19 protein-coding genes are annotated in these 18,825 nt (G+C 62.8%); 16 read left to right on the top strand and 3 right to left on the bottom strand.

Annotated elements, in window-relative coordinates:
- Positions 1–3 precede the first annotated feature (3 nt).
- From RAS12_RS21685 to RAS12_RS21670, 4 genes are all read left to right on the top strand, one after another.
- Entirely contained in the window at positions 4–693 is a 690-nt protein-coding gene (locus tag RAS12_RS21685) for an amino acid ABC transporter permease (RefSeq protein WP_306940053.1), read from the top strand.
- 78 nt (positions 694–771) lie between these two features.
- Positions 772–1,506, top strand: coding sequence for an amino acid ABC transporter ATP-binding protein (locus RAS12_RS21680; RefSeq protein WP_306951555.1), 735 nt, complete (start codon positions 772–774; stop codon positions 1,504–1,506).
- Positions 1,507–1,512: 6 nt separating this feature from the next.
- Positions 1,513–2,571, top strand: coding sequence for a threonine aldolase family protein (locus RAS12_RS21675; protein WP_306940051.1), 1,059 nt, complete (start codon positions 1,513–1,515; stop codon positions 2,569–2,571).
- A 42-nt stretch (positions 2,572–2,613) separates the two neighbouring features.
- Positions 2,614–3,519, top strand: a complete 906-nt coding sequence (locus RAS12_RS21670) for an EamA family transporter (protein WP_306940050.1) — start codon at positions 2,614–2,616, stop codon at positions 3,517–3,519.
- Positions 3,520–3,616: 97 nt separating this feature from the next.
- On the opposite strand, the gene RAS12_RS21665 is transcribed toward RAS12_RS21670, so the two are convergent.
- Entirely contained in the window at positions 3,617–3,913 is a 297-nt protein-coding gene (locus tag RAS12_RS21665) for an acylphosphatase (RefSeq protein WP_306940049.1), read from the bottom strand.
- A 163-nt stretch (positions 3,914–4,076) separates the two neighbouring features.
- Here RAS12_RS21665 and RAS12_RS21660 point away from each other — a divergent pair, with 163 nt between their 5' ends.
- Together RAS12_RS21660 and RAS12_RS21655 are read left to right on the top strand one after the other, a co-directional pair.
- A complete protein-coding gene (locus RAS12_RS21660) occupies positions 4,077–4,973 on the top strand; it encodes a phytanoyl-CoA dioxygenase family protein (RefSeq protein WP_306940047.1) in 897 nt (298 codons plus the stop codon).
- Between the two features lie 206 nt (positions 4,974–5,179).
- The gene (locus RAS12_RS21655) at positions 5,180–6,343 is read left to right on the top strand and encodes an alpha-hydroxy acid oxidase (protein WP_306940045.1); all 1,164 of its coding nucleotides are present in this window, start codon (positions 5,180–5,182) and stop codon (positions 6,341–6,343) included.
- A 91-nt stretch (positions 6,344–6,434) separates the two neighbouring features.
- Here the strand turns inward: RAS12_RS21655 and RAS12_RS21650 are convergent, their stop codons facing one another.
- On the bottom strand, positions 6,435–7,277 hold the full coding sequence (locus RAS12_RS21650) for an IclR family transcriptional regulator (RefSeq protein ID WP_306940043.1): 843 nt from the start codon (positions 7,275–7,277) through the stop codon (positions 6,435–6,437).
- A 214-nt stretch (positions 7,278–7,491) separates the two neighbouring features.
- Between RAS12_RS21650 and RAS12_RS21645 the strand changes: the two genes are divergently transcribed.
- The 9 genes from RAS12_RS21645 to RAS12_RS21605 all read left to right on the top strand — a co-directional run bounded on the left by RAS12_RS21645 (position 7,492) and on the right by RAS12_RS21605 (position 16,702).
- A complete protein-coding gene (locus tag RAS12_RS21645) occupies positions 7,492–8,559 on the top strand; it encodes an ABC transporter ATP-binding protein (protein ID WP_306940041.1) in 1,068 nt (355 codons plus the stop codon).
- A 1-nt stretch (position 8,560) separates the two neighbouring features.
- Positions 8,561–9,448: an ABC transporter permease gene (locus RAS12_RS21640; RefSeq protein WP_306940039.1), complete on the top strand. Its 888-nt coding sequence runs from the start codon at positions 8,561–8,563 to the stop codon at positions 9,446–9,448.
- Positions 9,449–9,467: 19 nt separating this feature from the next.
- On the top strand, positions 9,468–10,262 hold the full coding sequence (locus RAS12_RS21635) for an ABC transporter permease (RefSeq protein WP_306940037.1): 795 nt from the start codon (positions 9,468–9,470) through the stop codon (positions 10,260–10,262).
- A gap of 37 nt (positions 10,263–10,299) precedes the next feature.
- Positions 10,300–10,641 carry a (2Fe-2S)-binding protein gene (locus RAS12_RS21630; RefSeq protein ID WP_306940035.1) on the top strand — a complete coding sequence of 114 codons (342 nt, stop codon included), beginning with the start codon at positions 10,300–10,302 and terminating at the stop codon, positions 10,639–10,641.
- Positions 10,638–12,023, top strand: coding sequence for an FAD/NAD(P)-dependent oxidoreductase (locus RAS12_RS21625; protein WP_306940033.1), 1,386 nt, complete (start codon positions 10,638–10,640; stop codon positions 12,021–12,023). Before RAS12_RS21630 ends, RAS12_RS21625 begins: the two co-directional genes overlap by 4 nt.
- On the top strand, positions 12,020–13,192 hold the full coding sequence (locus RAS12_RS21620) for an NAD(P)/FAD-dependent oxidoreductase (RefSeq protein WP_306940032.1): 1,173 nt from the start codon (positions 12,020–12,022) through the stop codon (positions 13,190–13,192). Before RAS12_RS21625 ends, RAS12_RS21620 begins: the two co-directional genes overlap by 4 nt.
- Positions 13,189–14,259, top strand: coding sequence for an ABC transporter substrate-binding protein (locus tag RAS12_RS21615; RefSeq protein ID WP_306940031.1), 1,071 nt, complete (start codon positions 13,189–13,191; stop codon positions 14,257–14,259). The genes RAS12_RS21620 and RAS12_RS21615 overlap by 4 nt, the downstream gene beginning before the upstream one ends.
- 93 nt (positions 14,260–14,352) lie before the next feature.
- On the top strand, positions 14,353–15,288 hold the full coding sequence (locus RAS12_RS21610; RefSeq protein ID WP_306940030.1) for a 2-hydroxyacid dehydrogenase: 936 nt from the start codon (positions 14,353–14,355) through the stop codon (positions 15,286–15,288).
- A gap of 580 nt (positions 15,289–15,868) precedes the next feature.
- Positions 15,869–16,702, top strand: a complete 834-nt coding sequence (locus RAS12_RS21605; RefSeq protein ID WP_306940029.1) for an AraC family transcriptional regulator — start codon at positions 15,869–15,871, stop codon at positions 16,700–16,702.
- A gap of 6 nt (positions 16,703–16,708) precedes the next feature.
- Here the strand turns inward: RAS12_RS21605 and RAS12_RS21600 are convergent, their stop codons facing one another.
- Positions 16,709–17,605 carry a LysR family transcriptional regulator gene (locus RAS12_RS21600; protein ID WP_306940027.1) on the bottom strand — a complete coding sequence of 299 codons (897 nt, stop codon included), beginning with the start codon at positions 17,603–17,605 and terminating at the stop codon, positions 16,709–16,711.
- Positions 17,606–17,764: 159 nt separating this feature from the next.
- On the opposite strand from RAS12_RS21600, the gene RAS12_RS21595 reads away from it, so the two are divergent.
- Entirely contained in the window at positions 17,765–18,745 is a 981-nt protein-coding gene (locus RAS12_RS21595; RefSeq protein ID WP_306940025.1) for a Bug family tripartite tricarboxylate transporter substrate binding protein, read from the top strand.
- The last annotated feature ends 80 nt before the right edge of the window (positions 18,746–18,825 follow it).

Here is an 18,825-nt window from a genome sequence, read left to right as displayed (position 1 = left end):
GCCATGGGTAAATTCGATTTTGATGTGATCTGGACCGCCCTGCCCTATCTGTTCAAGACGGGCATGACGTTCACACTGACGCTGACGGTGCTGGCCGCAGTGATGGGTCTTGCGCTGGGCACGCTGCTGGCGATGATGCGTTTGTCGCGGTTCAAGATTCTGTCTGTGCCAGCAGGCATCTATGTGAACGTGATGCGTTCGATCCCGCTGCTGCTGGTGATCTTCTGGTTCTACTTCCTGGTGCCGTATATCGCTGCCTGGATTGTGGGGTCGCCCACGCCGTTGCGCGTGGGGGCGTTCAACTCCGCGGTGATCACCTTCACCATGTTCGAGGCCGCCTACTTCTGCGAAATCATGCGCGCCGGCATCCAGTCGATTGCGCGCGGCCAGGTGTCGGCCGGGATGGCGATAGGCCTGAGCCCGTGGCAGGGCATGCGCTACGTGGTGCTGCCGCAGGCGTTTCGCAACATGATTCCGGCACTGCTGACGCGAGTCATCATCCTGTTCCAGGATACGTCGCTGGTGTATGTGCTGTCTTTGACGGACTTCCTGGGGGCGGCGTCCAAGATCGGCCAGCGCGACGGCCGCTTGGTGGAACTTTATCTCTTCGTGGCGGTGGTGTATTTCGTGATCTGCTTCACGGCATCCCGTCTGGTCAAGCTGCTGGAAAAGCGCACCCGGGTGTTGCGTTAGGGCTGGCGAGACATCGCCCCGATTCCAGCTAACTAGTTATCCACAGGTTTAACGATGCAACTCTCTCCGATGCCTCCGATGATCGAGATCAAGCAGGTCAGCAAGTGGTACGGCTCCTTTCAGGTGCTGGATGAATGCACGACGCGGGTCGGCAAAGGCGAGGTCGTGGTGGTCTGCGGGCCGTCCGGTTCGGGCAAGTCGACGCTGATCAAAACCGTGAACGCGCTGGAACCCTTTCAGAAGGGCGACATCGTGGTCAACGGCATTTCCGTCGGCGATCCCCGTACCAATCTGCCCCAGCTACGCGCCGTTGCCGGCATGGTGTTTCAGCACTTTGAATTGTTTCCCCACCTGTCGGTGACCGAGAACCTGTGCCTGGGGCAGATCAAGGTGTTGCGCCGCAGTAAGGACGAGGCCCGTGTGCGGGCACACGCTTTGCTGGAACGCGTGGGACTGTCGGCACACAAGGACAAGCATCCCGGCGAGCTCTCGGGCGGCCAGCAGCAGCGCGTGGCGATTGCGCGCGCGTTGTCGATGGACCCGGTGGTGATGTTGTTTGACGAGCCGACCTCGGCGTTGGACCCGGAAATGGTCAACGAGGTGCTGGATGTAATGACCGATCTGGCCAGCGAAGGCATGACGATGATGGTGGTGACCCACGAAATGGGGTTTGCCCGCCGCGTCGCCGACCGTGTGATCTTCATGGACGGCGGCAAGATTGTCGAGGACTGCGCAAAAGACGCTTTCTTCGGCAACGTAGAGGAACGTGCCCCGCGCACGCGCCAGTTTCTTTCCAAAATTTTGCAGCACTAAAAAGCCATGACCCAGCGGACACCCGCCGAATTCCCGAGCGCCCTCGTCGACCTGCGCAGCGATACGGTTACCCACCCTACCGCAGCGATGTACGAGCGCATGCGCACCGCGCCGATCGGCGATGACGGCCTGGATGGCGATCCTTCCGTGCGCGCGCTGGAAGCGCACGTGGCGGCGCGCCTGGGTAAGGATGCCGGGCTGTTTGTGCCCAGCTGCACCATGGCCAACTTGCTGGCCGTGCTGGCGCAGACGCAGCGCAACGAGCAGGTGGTGCTGGAATCTTCCGCCCACATGTATACGTCCGAGCGCGGCGCGGCCACCTTTACCGGCCTGTTCTACCAGGGCGTCCAAGGCAGCGACGGCGCCATGGATCTGACCCGGCTGGACGATGCCCTGCTGTCTGGCGGCCACAGGCTGAAGACGTCGCTCGTGGCCATGGAGACCTCGCACAACAATGCCGGGGGCGCGGTATTGCCGCTGGATCATATGCAGGCGGTCTACGCCATGGCCAACAAGTCTGGCATTCCGGTGCACCTGGACGGCGCCAGGCTGTTCAACGCGGCGGTGGCGCTGGGCGTGCCGGCGGCGGAAATTACCCAGCACGCCGACACCGTGTCCTTATGCTTGTCCAAGGGTCTGAGCGCGCCGGTGGGCGCGGTGCTGGTGGGCAGCAAGCCGGTCATGGCCAAGGCCCGCACCTTGCGCCGCATGCTGGGCGGCACGCAGCGCCAGTCCGGCATCATGGCGGCGGCCGGCCTGGAAGGCGTGCAGACGATGACAGACCGGTTGATCGAGGACCACGTCCGGGCACGCCGTCTTAGCGACGGCATCAACGGGCTGGCGCCCGCGCTGACTGCCACGGTGCCGCAGACGAATATCGTGCAGGTTGAGACTGCCGGTACGGGCATGACGAATGCGCAGTGGGTGACCGCGTTGCAGGAAGCGGGCCTGTTGACGCGGCCCTGGGGCCGTACGCGCCTGCGTTGCGTGACCCATCGCCATATCGATGACGACGATATCGCCACGGCTGTGCAAGCCTTCGCCACGGTGCTTGACGCGCGCTGATTTAACGCTGTTGGGGTGTCGGGGACGGTGCGATAATGCCGCATGTCCACGACCCAACTTACCCGGAAAGACTATCTCTGCGCCTTGGCGGTTGTGGTTATCTGGGGCCTGAATTTCGTAGTCATGAAGGTCGGCATGCGGGGGCTATCCCCGATGATGCTTGGCGCGTTGCGGTTTGCGCTGGCGGCCTTCCCTTTGATCCTCTTTGTGCGCCGGCCGCAGCTGCCGTGGCACTGGATCGCGGCCTATGGGCTGGTGCAGGGGCTGGGCCAGTTTGGCCTGCTGTTTACGGCCCTGAAATTTGGCATGCCTGCCGGCATGGCCTCGCTGGTCATTCAGACCCAGGCATTTTTCACCCTGCTGTTGGCGGCTCCCGTGTTGCACGAGCGCGCGCGGATTCATCACTGGATCGGTCTGCTTGTGGCGGCGCTGGGGCTGGCGGTGATTGCCGGCGGCCGCGGCGAAGGGCCGGGGCAGATGACGATGCTGGGCTTTGTCTTGACGCTGGGCGGCGCGTTTATGTGGGCGGTGTCCAACCTGATTGTGCGGCTGGCCAGCCGCAAGACGCCCGGTTACGACCCGTTTGCCTTCATTGCATGGAGCAGCGCCGCGCCGGTATTGCCCTTTCTGTTGCTGGCCGTGCTGATCGACGGCTGGGACCCCGTGGTGGGCATGGTGACAGGCATGGGCTGGGGCGAGGCGCTATCCGTGTTGTACCTGGCGGTGCTGGCGACTTTAGTGGCCTACACCTTGTGGACAAAGTTGCTGACGCGCCACCCCGCCGCCAAAATCGCGCCCTTTTCCTTGCTGGTGCCGGTAGTGGGATTGTGGGCGGCATCCATGGCTTTTGACGAAAACCTGCAACCCTTGCAGTGGCTGGGCGCGGCTTGTGTGCTGGCCGGCCTGATCGTCAACCAGGTTGGCGGCCGCTGGTTGCGCACCCGCTGATCCGGCCCCTGGCTTGGCCTGGTTGACCCGGGCCGCGCGGGCCGCGCCGGGTCAACTGATCGGACTAAGCCATCGTGCAGATGGCTGATTCGTCTGACTAGACTTGCTCGAAGCGAATGTAACGCTTGTCGGTGTACTCCCGGCGCGTGGTGATTTCTTGCACCGTTGCGCCCGGCGGGCCGCGCCGCAACCATTCCAGCATGTGATCGACCTGGTCGGGCGTGCCCTGAACCAGAGCTTCAACCGTGCCATCCAACAAATTCTGCACCCAGCCGGTCGCGCCCAGCAGGTGGGCGCGCCTTACCGTGGCGAGGCGATAGCCCACGCCTTGCACGGTGCCGCTGATGGTGACGATGACGGTTTCGATATGGGGGTCGGATCGACGGTTCGGCATTAAAAATTTCCTTCGGATGATGCGCCGCCCGACGCGATATGTGTAGGCGGATATGGCTACAGCGGATGGTCTATAGGCCCGATAGGCTTCGAAGCGATACGTTAGTGCTCATGTCAAAACGTGCCAACGGGAACACCCGCTACTAGAGCTTGGAGAAGCCATTATGGAAGAGACCAGTTTGTTGTCGGAAGCAGAGACAGCGCGTTACCGGGATCAGGGTTACCTGGCCCTGAAGGAAATATGCCCGCAGGACGAAGTGGGCTACATCCGCCGGACGTTGCTGGATCTGTTCGCGAACAAAACCGGCTACAACGAGGGGGCGCAGTACGACTTCGTCAGCCGGGATGATCCGTCCAAGCCTGCCAAGTTTCCCAGTTTGCACGATCCGCGCCATTATGCCCCTGGTCTACTGAAGACGGCCTATCACGAGCGTACGCTCGATCTCGCGCGGCAACTGCTGGGTGAGGACGCGGCGCTGTATGGCGAGCACGCCTTGCTTAAACCCGGTCCGCACGGGCCGGAGACGCCGTGGCACCAGGATGAAGCGTTCCGCTCGCCCGATTTTGTCTACAACGAACTGAGCATCTGGCTGGCGCTGCAACCGGCGACGGTCGAAAACGGCTGCATGCAATTCATACCCGGGTCGAACAAGTGGGACGTGCTGGAGCACCGTTCGCCGGGTGGCGACAAGACCCTGCATCCGCTGGAATGCTGCGGCGACTTTGCGCGCGACCAGGCGGTGCCTGAACCGCTGGAGCCAGGCGGGATCACCGTGCACGATGCCCGCACGCTGCATTTCACGGGGCCGAATACGTCGCCGTCGCCTCGGCTGGCCTACATTCTGATCTACAACACGCCGCCGGTATACAAGCCCGGGCGCCGTGAGTTTCCATGGCTGGAGGGCCGTTGGACGGACAGTCAGACCCGTAAAAAGCAGTGGCACAAGCGCGGCGGTCTGGCCGTGGATGTGATGCGCCGCCTGCCGGGCGCGCGCTTGACCAGCCCGCGGTGGGTGGCTTGGGCCACGATCCGCGCGGTGTCCAAGGTCTGGCCGCGATAGCTTGGGTGAGCAGAGGCCAAAGAGCCTCTGCAAGAGGGGGGGCGAACGAGGCCGGCAAGCGACGCTTGCCGGCCTCGGCGCGTATACTGGGCGGCGCCGCAGGGCGTTATGCCCTTTTGCAGTGGCAAAGCCGCCCGCAGCTGGTGGCCCAGACTCAAAAAAACGAATCGCAGCTGGCGCACCTCTATCACTCCTTAGACCACTCCATGACCGCTAACCTTTCTACGATCACCTGCATCGAAGATTTGCGCGCTATTGCGCAAAAGCGCGTGCCGCGCATGTTCTACGACTACGCCGACTCCGGCGCCTGGACCGAGGGCACGTACCGCGCCAATGAGAGCGACTTTCACAAGATCAAGCTGCGCCAGCGCGTAGCGGTGAACATGGAAGGCCGGTCGTTGCGCACCACCATGGTGGGTCAGGATGTGGTGATGCCGCTGGCCATTTCGCCCACCGGGCTTACCGGGATGCAGCATGCGGACGGAGAAATCCTGGCCGCCAAGGCCGCGGCCGATTTCGGCGTGCCGTTCACGTTATCCACGATGAGCATCTGCTCTCTGGAAGATGTGGCCGAAGCGACCAAAAAGCCTTTCTGGTTTCAGCTCTACGTGATGCGCGACCGCGAATTCGTGGCCAACCTGATCGACCGCGCAAAAGCCGCCGGCTGCTCGGCGCTGGTGCTGACACTGGACTTGCAGATCCTGGGCCAGCGTCACAAAGACATCAAGAATGGCTTGTCGACGCCGCCCAAGCCCACCTTGCGCAACCTGATCAATCTGGCGACCAAGCCGCGCTGGTGCATGGGCATGCTGGGTACCAAGCGCCGCACCTTTGGCAACATCGTTGGCCACGCCAAGGGCGTGAGCGATTTGTCTTCGCTGTCGTCGTGGACGGCCGAGCAGTTTGATCCGCGCCTGAGCTGGGACGATGTGGAATGGATCAAGCAGCGCTGGGGCGGCAAGCTCATCATCAAGGGCATCCTGGATGTGGAAGACGCGCAACTGGCTGCCAATAGCGGCGCCGATGCGCTGATTGTCAGCAACCATGGCGGCCGTCAGCTGGATGGCGCCATGTCGTCGATTGCAGCGCTGCCGTCGATTGCCGATGCCGTCGGTTCGAAGATCGAAGTGTGGATGGACGGTGGCATCCGTTCGGGTCAGGACATCCTCAAGGCCGTGGCGCTGGGCGCGCGCGGCACGATGATCGGCCGCGCCTTCCTGTACGGCCTGGGCGCGTACGGCCAGGCAGGCGTGACCCGCGTGCTGGAACTGCTCTACAAGGAAATGGATACGACGATGGCGCTGTGCGGCCGCCGTACGATCGAGCCCGGCGACCGCAGCATCCTGCTGCCGGGTACGTATCCGAACTGATCAGAAAGCCGGGCTTGTTGTGTAGCCCGCCCTCAACGCGTCGTCCATGAACTTGGATCGACGCGTTTTTTTTGCACCTTGCGGCGGCACGTCACGCGCCATTGCCCGCGCCCAAATATTGGCTGGGCCGGCGCAGCGCGGGATCAAAGGGATTGATCTGCGCGCCCACGGCGTCCGCTTCGCGGCGCAGCATCTCCACAATGAGCGGCAGGCGTTCGTCGTTGATGCGTTCAATGGGGGCGGCAACGCTCAACGCCGCCACGGTGACGCCGTTCGGGTCGTAGATGGGCACCGCCAGCCCTGCGATATTGGGAAACACGCCCTGCCCCTGGCTGCGCGCGTACCGCAGTTCCAGGCATTCCCGGATGCGCACCCGCATCGAGATTTCGTCCACGAAACCCAGGTGATGCAGCCGCGGAATGTTGAAGCGGATCACTTCTTCGCGCTCGGCTTCCGGCAGGCTGGCCAGCAACACCAGGCCGCCCTGACCCATGCCGAGCGGCACCCGTCCGCCGATATCGCCTGTGTGCGAGCGCACCGGGAAGGCGCCATCCACTCGGTCCACGCAAACCGCATCAAACCCGCTGCGCACCAGTAGAAAGACGGTGTCGTTCAGCATGCCCGACAAGCGCAGCAAAGCGGGACGGTACAGAGAGCGCAGGCTGGACTGATGGGTGCCCGCCGCTGCCGCCAGCGAGAAGAAGGCCACGCTGAGCTGGTAACCCTTGCTTTGCGCGGGTTGTTCCACGACGCCCTCTTGCATCAGCCCTTGCAGCACGCGGTGCACGGTTGCCTGGGCTTGGCCGGTACGCGCCGCGATGTCGGTCAGGCGCAGCTTTTCGCCTTTGGCATCCGCCAGCACGCGCAGTACGGCAAAGGCGCGTTGCAGCACGCCCTGGCCGCTGGAATCTTCCGTTGTCTCTGATTTCTTCATTCTGTAGTTCCGATAATCAAAATAGTCAGGCGTATTTTTATCAGTAAATTCAGCTAGATGGAAATATTAGTTAAAAAATTCGATTCTTCGGAAAACCCTAATTGACCCGGGGTTTTGGCAAATCCTAGACTGCCCCATCGAATAAGCCGATCTGACGCCGGTAATGGCGAGACAGGTGGCGCACCGCCCTCGATGGGGCGACGGGGTTTGGAATATGTCATTTCTGCGGCTGGACAACGTCTCCAAGAACTACGGCGACCTGCGCGTCGTTTCCGATCTGAGCCTATCGGTTGAACAAGGAGAGTTTGTGTCCTTGCTGGGCCCATCCGGTTGCGGCAAGACCACGACCCTGCAAATGATTGCGGGTTTTGCCGACGTGACCCGCGGCAAGATCACGCTGGACGGGCGCGACATCACCCACGCAAAACCGAACACGCGCGGGCTGGGCATCGTGTTCCAGAGCTATGCGCTGTTTCCGCACCTGACCGTGGCTGACAACGTGGCCTTCGGCTTGAAGATGCGCAAGGTGGATCGCGCCGAGCGCGCAGAGCGCGTGCGAGAGGCCCTGGCGCTGGTGAAACTGGACAAGCATGCCGATCGCTTCCCGCGTGAACTGTCCGGGGGGCAGCGGCAACGCGTGGCGCTGTCGCGCGCGTTGGTCATCCGGCCGCCGGTGTTGCTGCTGGATGAACCGCTGTCCAACCTGGATGCCAAGCTGCGTGAGGACATGCAGTTTGAGTTGCGCAGCATTCAGAAAAAGATCGGCACCACGACGGTGATGGTGACGCATGACCAGTCCGAGGCGCTGTCCATCAGCGATCGCGTGGTGGTGATGGAAGACGGCCGCGCAACCCAGGTGGATGCGCCCTATCGCATGTACGAACATCCCCAAACCGAGTTCATCTCACGCTTTGTGGGTAAGACCAATCTGCTGCCCGGCCGCGTGACGCGCTGCGGTGCGCAGGCCGAAATCGAAACAGGCGCGCTGCGTGTGCTGGTGGATGGCGAAGGGCTGCGCCATGGCGACAACGTGCAACTGTCATTGCGCCCCGAGAAACTGGTGCCGGTGGCGGCGGGACTGGGCAAGCTGGCCTGTGTCGTCAATACGCGCTATTTCCTGGGCAGCCAGTGGATGTATGACCTGGACTCGCCCGTGGGGGCGTTGACCATCCTGACCCCCAACGACGGCCGCCGCCCGCATGATGACGGCGACACGATAGGCCTGGATTGGGCGGAAGGCGTGCTGCGCGTCTTGCGCATGCCTGTGGCGCAAGAGGCCTGACATGGCGACTCTGACGCAACCGGGCGCATCCAGCGCGCCCAAGCCGCGCAACGAAGGCTTGCTGGCCATTCTGGGATCGATCCCGTTGGCCATCGTTTTCCTGACGCTGGTGCTGACGCCCTTGGGGCTGACGCTGGTGTTGTCTTTCCGACCGTTCGATTACAGCGCCGGGATTCTGCCGGGCCACACTTTCGAACATTATCTGGCGGTCGTCACCGACAGCTATTTTCTGGAAATCTTCTGGCGTACCTTCTGGATTGCAGGCGTCACAACGCTGATCTGCGTGCTGATCGGCGCGCCCGAGGCCTACATCCTGTCGCGCATGGGCAAGCCGTGGCGGTCGATATTTCTATTGGTGGTGTTGTCGCCGCTGCTGATTTCGCTGGTGGTGCGCGCCTTTGGCTGGAGCATGTTGCTGGGCCCGAGCGGCGCAATCGGCAAGGCCGCCGCCGCGCTGGGATTGGGACCGCTGTTGTACACGCCCACCGCGGTCATCATCGGCCTGGTTCACGTGATGCTGCCCTTCATGGTGATTCCCGTTTGGACGTCATTGCAGAAGTTGGACCCCACCGTGGAACATGCCGCGTTGTCGCTGAATGCCTCGCGGTTTCAGACGCTGACGCGCATCGTGCTGCCGCAGGCCATGCCGGGCATTTTGTCGGGCAGCCTGATTGTGTTTGGGTTGTCGGCCAGTTCCTTCGCCATCCCTGCCCTGCTGGGCGGCCGGCGGCTGAAGATGGTGGCGACCGTGGTGTACGACGAATTTCTGACCGAGCTGAATTGGCCCTTGGGCGCCGCGATTGCGATCATTTTGCTGGTGGTGAATGTGATCATCATGATGGCGTACAACCGCGTTGTTGAACGCTCTTACCGGCGCAGTCTGGGCTGACCCGGGAAAGGAATCGAACATGCAGAAGAACGGTCCTTTCGCGCTGGCCTTTAACTTTCTGGTGGTGGCGTTTGTGTTGGCGCCGCTGCTTATCGTGTGTCTGGTGGCGTTCACGCCCGACACCACGCTCACGGTGCCCACCACGCAGTTTTCACTGCGCTGGTTCTATGCGGTCTTCGAGCACCCCAACTTCATGCAGGCGTTCAAGAACAGCCTGTGGCTGGCCTTTTTGTCGGCCACCATCGCGGTGTGTCTGGCAGTGCCCGCGGCAATCGCCATCACGCGCTATCGCTTTCCCGGCCGGGACGCGCTGAACGGCCTGTTCCTGTCGCCACTGATGATTCCGCATCTGGTGTTGGGCGTGGCCTTGTTGCGTTTCTTTGCGCTGATGGGCATGGCCGGCAGCTTTCCGTGGCTGGTGGCCAGCCATGTCGTGGTGATCACGCCATACGTGATGCGGCTGGTGATTGGCGCGCTGGTCGGGTTTGACCGGTCAATCGAACACGCCGCGCTGTCGCTGGGCGCAAGCCGCGCGACGGTATTTTTCCAGGTGACCTTGCCTTTGATCATTCCTGGCGTGTCGGGCGGCTGGCTGCTGGCCTTTATCAACAGCTTTGACGAGCTGACGATGTCGGTGTTCATCACAGCGCCGTCCACGATCACATTGCCGGTGCGCATGTACATGTACGCCACGGAATCCATAGACCCGATGATGGCGGCCGTGTCCGCACTGGTCATCGGCCTGACCGCCGTGACGATGCTGCTGCTGGATCGCGTGTACGGGTTGGACCGCGTGCTGGTGGGGCAAAAATGAGAATGTTGTCGGATGCTGCACAGGAGACGCCGGCGCCATGGCAATACTGAAACGCTTGGCCGAAACCGGCCGGCCCGCTTTGAGCTTTACGCTGGACGGTCAGACCTGCACAGCCTTGGCCGGCGACACGGTACTGACGGCGGTGTTGACTCAGGCTGACCGCCTGCGGCATTCCGAATTTGGCGGCGGCCCGCGCGCGGGCTTTTGCATGATGGGCGCGTGCCAGGACTGCTGGGTGCAGTTGGAAGACGGATCGCGTGTGCGCGCCTGTTCCACCTTCATCGAGCCCGGCATGCGTCTGCAAAGCGCCGCGCTGGCGCCTGTTGCCGTGCCCGGCACGCTAGCGGCGGCTGCCTGGCCAGAGGACGACGCATCATGAGCATTGTGATGCCGGTGATTATTGGCGCAGGGCCTGCTGGCGTACGTGCAGCCCAGGCGCTGGTGGCGCAGGGACTGCGGCCCGTCATTCTGGACGAAGGGTTGCGGCCCGGCGGCCAGATCTACCGCCAGCCGCCGCCAGGGTTCAAGCGCTCGAAATCTGTCCTGTATGGATTCGAACATCGCAAGGCAAAAGCCGTGCACGACACCATGCAGGAGCTGCTGTCCCAGGTGGACTACCGCCCAGGCAGTCTGGTGTGGAACGCAGAAGGCAAGACGCTGGACGTTCTGCGTGATGGCGTCAGCACGGCGGTGCCGTATACCCACTTGATTCTGGCTACCGGAGCGACGGACCGCGTGTTGCCGTTTCCCGGCTGGCTGACGCCGGGCGTCTACACCTTGGGCGGTTCCCAGGTGGCCTTGAAGTTTCAAGGATGCGCGATTGGTTCGAGCGTGGTGTTCATGGGCACCGGACCCCTGCTGTATCTGGTCGCCTATCAATATGCCAAGGCCGGCGCCAAGGTCGCTGCGGTGCTCGACACCTCGCGCTTTGGCGACCGTCTGGCGGCGTTGCCGGGCATGTTGCGCGCGCCGGGGTTGCTGGCCAAGGGTCTGTACTACATGGGATGGTTACGTGCGCATGGCGTGCCGCTGCATAGCGGTGTGCGTCCCGTGGCCGTTCATGGCGGCGACCGCGTGACCGGCCTGAGCTACCGCCAAGACGGCCAGACGCGCACGGTGGATTGCGATGCCGTGGCCTACGGGCTGGCGCTGCGGTCGGAAACCCAATTGGCGAGTCTGCTGGGATGCCAGTTTGAATTCAACACGCGCGACCGCAACTGGACACCGTTGCGCGATGCGGCCGGACGCAGCAGCGTGCCGGGTATCTATGTGGCGGGAGACGGCGCGGCCATCGCAGGCGCCGATGCTGCTGAATTGTCAGGCGAGCGCGCCGCGCTGGCGTTGCTGGAAGATACGGCGGCTCACTACGATGCACAACGCGCCCAAGTGCTGGAAGCCCGGTTGGCTGCAAATAGCCGTGTGCGGGACGCGCTGGAACGCGCCTTTCCTTTTCCTGTGGATTGGGCTGAGAGCATCGCAGATGACACCGTCATCTGCCGCTGCGAGGAAGTGACCGCAGGCACCCTGCGCCACGCCGCGCGCGATACTGGCGCACAAGAAATGAACCGCTTGAAAGCGCTGACGCGTGTGGGCATGGGCCGCTGCCAGGGCCGCATGTGCGGCACGGCGGCGGCGGAAGTGCTGGCGCATGCTGTGGGCCGTAAGCCGGCTGATGTTGGACGCTTGCGCAATCAGCCGCCGGTCAAGCCGATACCGGTGCGTGTCGTGTGCCTGGAGCGGCCGGAAAAGGTGTCGACATGACGCAGCGCATCGAAACGGAAGTCGCGATCATCGGCGGAGGGATCGTAGGCGCAAGCGCCGCGTTGTTCCTGCGCCGCCAGGGCGTGCCGGTAGTGCTGCTGGAGGCCGCGCTGTGTGGCGCCAAGGCCAGCGGCGTGAACTATGGCGGCGTGCGCCGGCAAGGACGCGGACTTGAGCAGATGCCGTTGACGCAGCGCGCGCATGAGCTCTGGGGACAGCTGCCGGAACTGATCGGCATCGATGGCGAGTACGTGCGTTCAGGTCATCTGAAGTTGGCTTTCTCCGACGCGGACATGGCATTGCTGGAGGCATACCGCGACCGCACGCGCGGCTTTGGCATGAATCTGGAATTGCTGGACCGCCGCGCCCTGAGCCAGCGTTTCGGCTGGCTGGGCCAAAATGTAGCGGGCGGTTCATTCTGCCCCGAAGACGGCCACGCCAACCCGAGGTTGGTCTCCCCCGCCTTTGGACGCGCCGCCAGCGCCTTGGGCGCTGACGTGCGTGAAGGCGTGCGCGTGACCTCGGCTGAACATGATGGCTCGCGCTTCATTGTGCGCGCCGGCGATGAGCTGGAGGTGCGTTCGCGCTACCTGCTCAATTGCGCGGGCGCGTGGGCAGGCCGCTATGCCGAGAGCTTTGGTGAAGCCGTGCCAGAGACCGCCATTCATCCCCTGATGATGGTGACCGAACCATTACCGGTTTTCATGCACGTCAGCTTGGGCGTGCAAGGCGGCGGCATCTACGCGCGCCAAGTCGCGCGCGGCAATTGCGTCATCGGCGGCGGACGCGGCGTGTCATCGGGCCCGGACCTGGCGCGGCCTGGCCGCGCCAACGTGGGCGCACTGATGGCCAACGCCACCCAACTGCTGCCCGTCTTGCAAGGCGCGCAGGTCATACGCTTCTGGACCGGCGTGGAAGGCAATATGCCTGACCACAACCCGGTGCTGGGCCCCAGCGCCAAAGTGCCGGGTCTGTTCCACGCCTTTGGCCTGTCTGGCGCGGGTTTTCAGATTGGTCCGGCCGTGGGCGAAGTGCTGTCCGAACTGGTCGTGCGCGGCCAGTCCTCTATTCCTATCGATGCCTTTCGCATTGAACGGTACACGGATGCCGCTCACGGCGCCGTGGCTCGGCCTGAGAGTGTTCGTGAGCAAACGCTGGAGTCACCATGATGGATAAGAAACAGGGCGCGACGCGCCTGACCAAGGGGAAGTGGCTGTTGGGCGCGGCGATGATGACGTTGCTGTCGGCTGGCGCCATGGCGCAGCAAAAGACGCTGTATGTGGGCATGAATGGCGGCGACATGGAGCGCGCATTCACGCAATACGTCTTTCCCGATTTTGAAAAAGCCAACAATGTGAAGATCGTCGTGGTGCCTGGCACCTCGACCGACGTGCTGGCTAAAGCGCAAGCCTATAAAGACAATCCGCAGATGCACGTCATGTTCCTGGATGACGGCATCATGGCGCGCGCGATTTCCATGGGCCTGTGCCAGCAGCTCAACGACGATCCCGTGTTGAAAGAGCTGTATCCGACCGCCGTGATGAAGGACCGCATGGCCGCCGGTATCGATATCGGCATGACGGGCCTGGGCTACAACACGAAGATGTTCGCTGACAAGGGCTGGGCGCCGCCCACGTCCTGGATGGATCTGGCCGACCCGAAGTACAAGGGCAAGGTCGTATTCCAATCGGCATCCGGCAGCACCTTCGGCCTGCATGGTTTCCTGATGTTCAACCGCATCCAGGGCGGCGACGACCAGAACTACGAACCGGGCTTCAAGAAGTGGCCGACAACCATCGGCCCCAATGTGCTGGAGTACATCCCCAACTCGGCCAAGCTGGCCGAGATGATCCAATCCAACGAAGCCGCCATCTTCCCGCTGACCCCCACCGCCATCGCCCGCCTGAAAAAACGCGACATTCCCGTGGAATACGCGCAACCCAAGGAAGGCTCGGTCATTCTGATGGTGGGCGAATGCGTGATCGCCAAGAACAGCGAACCGGAGTTGTCCCAAAAACTGGCGTTGTATCTGTTGTCGGCAGGCGCGCAAGCGAAAGCGCTGGAAATGGGCGGCCATTTCCCGTCCAATAAGAACGTCCAGGCGCCGGCGGATAACGCGGAAGCGCTCAAGCGTTTCCAAGGCTATATGGCCAACGCCAAGATCCTGGACTGGGATCAGATCAACACGGGCCGGCCGGCATTCAATGCCCGCTGGAACCGTACGGTCGAACGTTGACAGCTCGCGCCAGGCGCGCCTGTGGATAAACCACCGGCGCGCCTGGCGCGGCATAGCCCGGGACGCCACGCCCGAAAACAGGAAAGAACCAGCATGCGGCTCATCATCAATTCCGGCGGCGCTCAGGCAATCGACGAATGGCGCGCCAAGTTCCAGGTCTTTGCGCCTGAACTGGACGTGGTGGGCTGGCACGAAGACGCCGACCCCGCCAGCGTCGACTATGCGCTCGTCTGGGCCCCCGACGCAGGCCGCCTGGCTACCTTCCCAAATCTGAAACTCATCATCAGCGCCGGCGCCGGCGTCGACCACATCCTGGCCGACCCGCAACTGCCTCGCCACCTGTCCATCGCGCGCATGGTCACTACGCGCACGCAGACCGAAATGGCTGAGTTCGTGCTGACCTCCGCACTGATGCTCACCCGCGATATCAAACGCGTTGTGGATAACCAGGCGCGCCGTCACTGGGAGATTTTCGACTCCTTGCGCGTTGCCGCCGACATGCGCGTCGGCATCATGGGCTTGGGCCACTTGGGCGTTGCCTCCGCTCAACTGCTGTCCCGCGTAGGCTTCCCCGTCAGCGGCTGGTCGCGCGGCGCCAGCAAACTGGAAGGCCTGCCGTCCTATGCCGGCCAAGCCCAGTTCGCAGAGTTTCTGGCGGCAACCGACATCCTCGTCTGCCTCTTGCCCGCCACCGACGCCACCCGAGGCATCCTCAACGCCGCCACGCTGTCCCAACTACCTCGCGGCGCCTCCCTGATCAACGCCGGCCGCGGCTCGCACATGGTCACGCAAGACATCATCGACGCGTTAGACAGCGGCCACCTGCAACAAGCCGTGCTGGATGTCTTCGAACAAGAACCCCTCCCCCCCGATTCACCGCTGTGGTCACACCCCGCCATCACCATCACGCCCCACTGCGCCGCCATCCCCGACCGCACAGAACGCGCCCGTCACACCGCACTACTGATCGCGGCGAATGAACGCGGCGAAGCCTTACCCAACATCTACGATCCGCTGCGCGGATACTAAGCCCCCAACGGCAAACAAAGACGGCAGCCCCTCCAACGCCAGACACCGCGTAAGCGCCAAAAGGCCGCAGCAGCCTTCAAACGCCAGACACCGCGTAAGCCCCAAAAGGCCGCAGCAGCCTCCAAACGCCAGACACTGCGTAAGCCCCAAAAGGCGGCAGCAGCCTCCAAACGCCAGACACTGCGTAAGCCCCAAAAGGCCGCCCGCGCGGCCGGCCTGGGGCGGGCCCCGCAAGATCTTCCATCCTTATGCCGCCGTTGAAAAAAACCTAAAGAACACAACACGAGCCAGCATCCGGGAAGTTAAATCCACTAGAGCCTGGCGCGGCGGTGGCCTGGGGTGCGCGGGGAGTCGATAAGCCCGAGGGAATCTGAAGGCAGTCGCCGAAGGCGACAACGAAGATGACGAAGGGGCAGTCCGGAGCGAAGGCTCCGGACCGCAATCGTCGACCCGCGCGCCCCAGGCCGCCGCCGTGACGGGCGCCTAAAGAACCAACACCCGTCCAATAGCCCACGTAGGTCAGAAAAACCGCAAAATCTGCAAACACCCAGCCGCTACATTGCTCATCCAAGGAGCAACCATGAAGCCCGAAACCCGATCCCTCTACGCCCACCGTCTAGACCCCGTCCTGCGCTGGCTAGCGTCTCACCCAGACGCCAACCCAGACCTCCACCAGCTAGCCGACCTGGCCTGCCTGTCCCCCTACCATTTCCACCGCGTCTACCGCGCCATGATGGGAGAAACAGTCAACGCCACCGTCCAACGCATCCGCATGCACCGTGCGGCGGTGGCCCTGGCGGGCACGCAGGCGCCGCTTAGAGACGTTGCGCAACGCGCCGGATACGAATCCGACGCCGCGTTCAATCGGGCATTTGGCGCCGTGTTCGGCATCTCGCCAGGACGGTATCGTGCCGCCCGCTCCCTACCCCCAGACCCCCAGGAGCTCGCCATGTATCCCATCGCAATCGAACACTTCCCCGGCGCCACGCTGGCCGTCCTGCCCCACCAAGGCAGCTATCAGGAAATTGGACCCGTCTTCACCCGCGTCTTCATGCTCGCCGCCAGCCAGGGCATCGCCACGCCCGAGACCACGGGTTTTGGTGTCTACCTCGACGACCCGGAGCAGGTGCCTGAACGCGACTTGCGATCCATGGCGGGCATGTCGGTAGCGCCCGATGCGGTGCTGACAGGCGAACTGCAACGCTTTGACATCCCCGAGGGCCGTTGCGCCATCCTGACCTACACCGGTCCCTACAACGAAATGGGCAAAGCCTATAACTGGATGTTCTCCGAATGGCTGCCCGAAAGCGGCAACGTCCCGGCCGACTTCCCCATGTTCGAGCAATACCTGAACGACCCTCGCACCACCCCGCCCGCAGAATTGCAGACCCGCATCTGCATGCCGTTGAAGTAAGTCCGGCTACCCGAGCACGCCGGCCAGATACTGCCGCAGCCAGGCGTGCGCGGGATCATCCTGATAGCGTTCGTGCCAGTACAGCGACACGGCAATCGGCGGCAGCGTCAACGGCACTTTCTGCGTCACGATCCGCGCGCTGCCCGACATGGCTTTTGCAATGCTGACCGGCATCGTTGCAATCAGGTCAGAGCCTTCAACAATGAACGGGCACACCAGATAGCTGGACAAGGTCGCCACGATCTTGCGGCTGCGGTTGTGCCCCATCAAGATTCGGTCAATGGCCGTGCTGAAGTAGCGCGTGTGCGCGGCCAGATCCAGATGGCCATAGCTTAGATAGGCATCCAGGTTCCAGCGTTTGCGCAAACAGGGGTGGCCCTCGCGCACAATGCACACGGCAGGCTCTTGGTACAAAAATCGCGTGCGAAGATCTGGGGCCGGATCGGGAAAATATCCCGCGATCAATTCCACGTGATTCGTGTCCAGCATGCTCAAGCCATGCTGCGGCCGCGCCGGCACGATCTGCAACTGAAAATGCGGCGCGTCCACCGCCAGCCGCGGAATCAACTTGGGCAGCAAAGTGAACTGCACATAGTCTGTCGCGTAGAACGACAGCGTGCGCGCGGAATGCGCGGGGTCGAAGGCCTCCCGGGCGCGGGTAGCGCGTTGCCAGCTTTCCAAGAGCGGCTTGAAATTCTGATGCAACTCCAGCGCCCGCAGCGTCGGTTGCCAGGTCCCGCCCTCGCGTACCAGCAGCGGGTCTCCAAACAGCTGCCGCAGCCGGTTCATCGCCGCGCTCATGGCTGGCTGGCTGATGTTCAGTTGTTCAGCCGCGCGCGATACGTTGCGGCAGGCCATCAGCGCATCAAAATGCAAAAGCAAATTCAGGTCGGGATTTTTCACCGCCGCGCACCTATAAATGGCATTTATACAAATATAAACCTGTAGGACTGCTGTCATTCAATCAGCAGGCCTAGCATGGCCTTGTTGTTGCAGCGAACCAAGGCCGGACACGCATGATCCGGCCACAAGGAAGTTCTATCAACAAGGGGAAACCAAGCCATGACCAAAGGGCTTACACGCAGTTGCTGTCGCATTGCCGCCGGTACCGCGCTGCTTGCGGTTGCCGCATCCGCCAGCGCCGCCTGGCCGGAGAAAGTGATTCGAATTGTGGTCCCGTTCGCCGCAGGCGGGTCAACCGACCTGATTGCGCGCAAAGTCGCTGAAGGACTGGGCCAGCGCCTGTCCGCCAACGTCATTGTGGAAAACCGGCCCGGCGCGGGCGGCACCGTGGGCACGGAATATGTGGCCCGCCAGCCGGCGGATGGCTACACCATTTTGATGGGATCGGTCAGCACGCATGGCAGCGCGCCGTGCGTGTATTCCAAGCTGCCCTACGACGCCATCAAGGACTTCACGCCGCTCACGGTCGTGGCCACGATTCCGAATGTGATGTCGGTGAACCAGTCGGTGCCCGCCAACACCTTGCCGGAATTCGTGGCGCTGTTGAAGAAGGAACCCGAGAAGTACTCCTTCGCATCCAACGGCCAGGGCACGTCCAACCATCTGGCGGCGGAGTTGTTCAAGAGCACTGCGGGCGTCTCGATGGTGCATGTGCCCTATCGCGGTTCTGGTCCGGCATTGATCGATCTGGTGGGCGGCCAGATCAACATGATGATGGACGTGGTGATGACGTCATACCCGTACATCAAGGACGGCAAGATCAAGGCCCTGGCGGTCACGTCGCCGCAGCGTTCAGCCATGTTGCCCAACGTGCCGACGGTGGCGGAATCCGGTTATCCCGGATACGAGGCCATGGTCTGGTTCGGCATGCTGGCGCCCGCTGGTTTGCCCGAACCGTTGCGGAAAACACTGACCGACAACTTGGTGGAAACGCTGCACGCACCCGCCATGAAGACCTATCTGGAACAGCAAGGCGCAGAAGTGTCTGATGTGGCTGGCCCGGCTTTCGGCACGATGATCAAAGACGAAATCAGCAAATGGTGCCAGGTGGTCAAGAAGGCCGACATACACCTGGATTGACCCTCCCGCCGCTCGCCCGCTGCCGATAGCCATTCGTTGCAGCATCTGACTCGCCGGCACGTGCGGCGGCTGGGATAACT

The sequence above is a fragment of the Achromobacter seleniivolatilans genome, assembly GCF_030864005.1.
GTDB lineage: Bacteria > Pseudomonadota > Gammaproteobacteria > Burkholderiales > Burkholderiaceae_B > Achromobacter > Achromobacter seleniivolatilans.
The sequence above is the reverse complement of the archived record's forward strand: the minus strand, read 5'-3'. Positions and strand labels throughout refer to the sequence as shown.

Excerpts from the sequence above, each read along its gene's own strand:
- RAS12_RS21685 (WP_306940053.1), top strand. The coding sequence starts at position 4 with ATGGGTAAATTCGATTTTGATGTGATCTGGACCGCCCTGCCCTATCTG.
- RAS12_RS21680 (WP_306951555.1), top strand. The coding sequence starts at position 772 with ATGATCGAGATCAAGCAGGTCAGCAAGTGGTACGGCTCCTTTCAGGTG.
- RAS12_RS21675 (WP_306940051.1), top strand. The coding sequence starts at position 1,513 with ATGACCCAGCGGACACCCGCCGAATTCCCGAGCGCCCTCGTCGACCTG.
- RAS12_RS21670 (WP_306940050.1), top strand. The coding sequence starts at position 2,614 with ATGTCCACGACCCAACTTACCCGGAAAGACTATCTCTGCGCCTTGGCG.
- RAS12_RS21665 (WP_306940049.1), bottom strand. The coding sequence starts at position 3,913 with ATGCCGAACCGTCGATCCGACCCCCATATCGAAACCGTCATCGTCACC.
- RAS12_RS21660 (WP_306940047.1), top strand. The coding sequence starts at position 4,077 with ATGGAAGAGACCAGTTTGTTGTCGGAAGCAGAGACAGCGCGTTACCGG.
- RAS12_RS21655 (WP_306940045.1), top strand. The coding sequence starts at position 5,180 with ATGACCGCTAACCTTTCTACGATCACCTGCATCGAAGATTTGCGCGCT.
- RAS12_RS21650 (WP_306940043.1), bottom strand. The coding sequence starts at position 7,277 with ATGAAGAAATCAGAGACAACGGAAGATTCCAGCGGCCAGGGCGTGCTG.
- RAS12_RS21645 (WP_306940041.1), top strand. The coding sequence starts at position 7,492 with ATGTCATTTCTGCGGCTGGACAACGTCTCCAAGAACTACGGCGACCTG.
- RAS12_RS21640 (WP_306940039.1), top strand. The coding sequence starts at position 8,561 with ATGGCGACTCTGACGCAACCGGGCGCATCCAGCGCGCCCAAGCCGCGC.
- RAS12_RS21635 (WP_306940037.1), top strand. The coding sequence starts at position 9,468 with ATGCAGAAGAACGGTCCTTTCGCGCTGGCCTTTAACTTTCTGGTGGTG.
- RAS12_RS21630 (WP_306940035.1), top strand. The coding sequence starts at position 10,300 with ATGGCAATACTGAAACGCTTGGCCGAAACCGGCCGGCCCGCTTTGAGC.
- RAS12_RS21625 (WP_306940033.1), top strand. The coding sequence starts at position 10,638 with ATGAGCATTGTGATGCCGGTGATTATTGGCGCAGGGCCTGCTGGCGTA.
- RAS12_RS21620 (WP_306940032.1), top strand. The coding sequence starts at position 12,020 with ATGACGCAGCGCATCGAAACGGAAGTCGCGATCATCGGCGGAGGGATC.
- RAS12_RS21615 (WP_306940031.1), top strand. The coding sequence starts at position 13,189 with ATGATGGATAAGAAACAGGGCGCGACGCGCCTGACCAAGGGGAAGTGG.
- RAS12_RS21610 (WP_306940030.1), top strand. The coding sequence starts at position 14,353 with ATGCGGCTCATCATCAATTCCGGCGGCGCTCAGGCAATCGACGAATGG.
- RAS12_RS21605 (WP_306940029.1), top strand. The coding sequence starts at position 15,869 with ATGAAGCCCGAAACCCGATCCCTCTACGCCCACCGTCTAGACCCCGTC.
- RAS12_RS21595 (WP_306940025.1), top strand. The coding sequence starts at position 17,765 with ATGACCAAAGGGCTTACACGCAGTTGCTGTCGCATTGCCGCCGGTACC.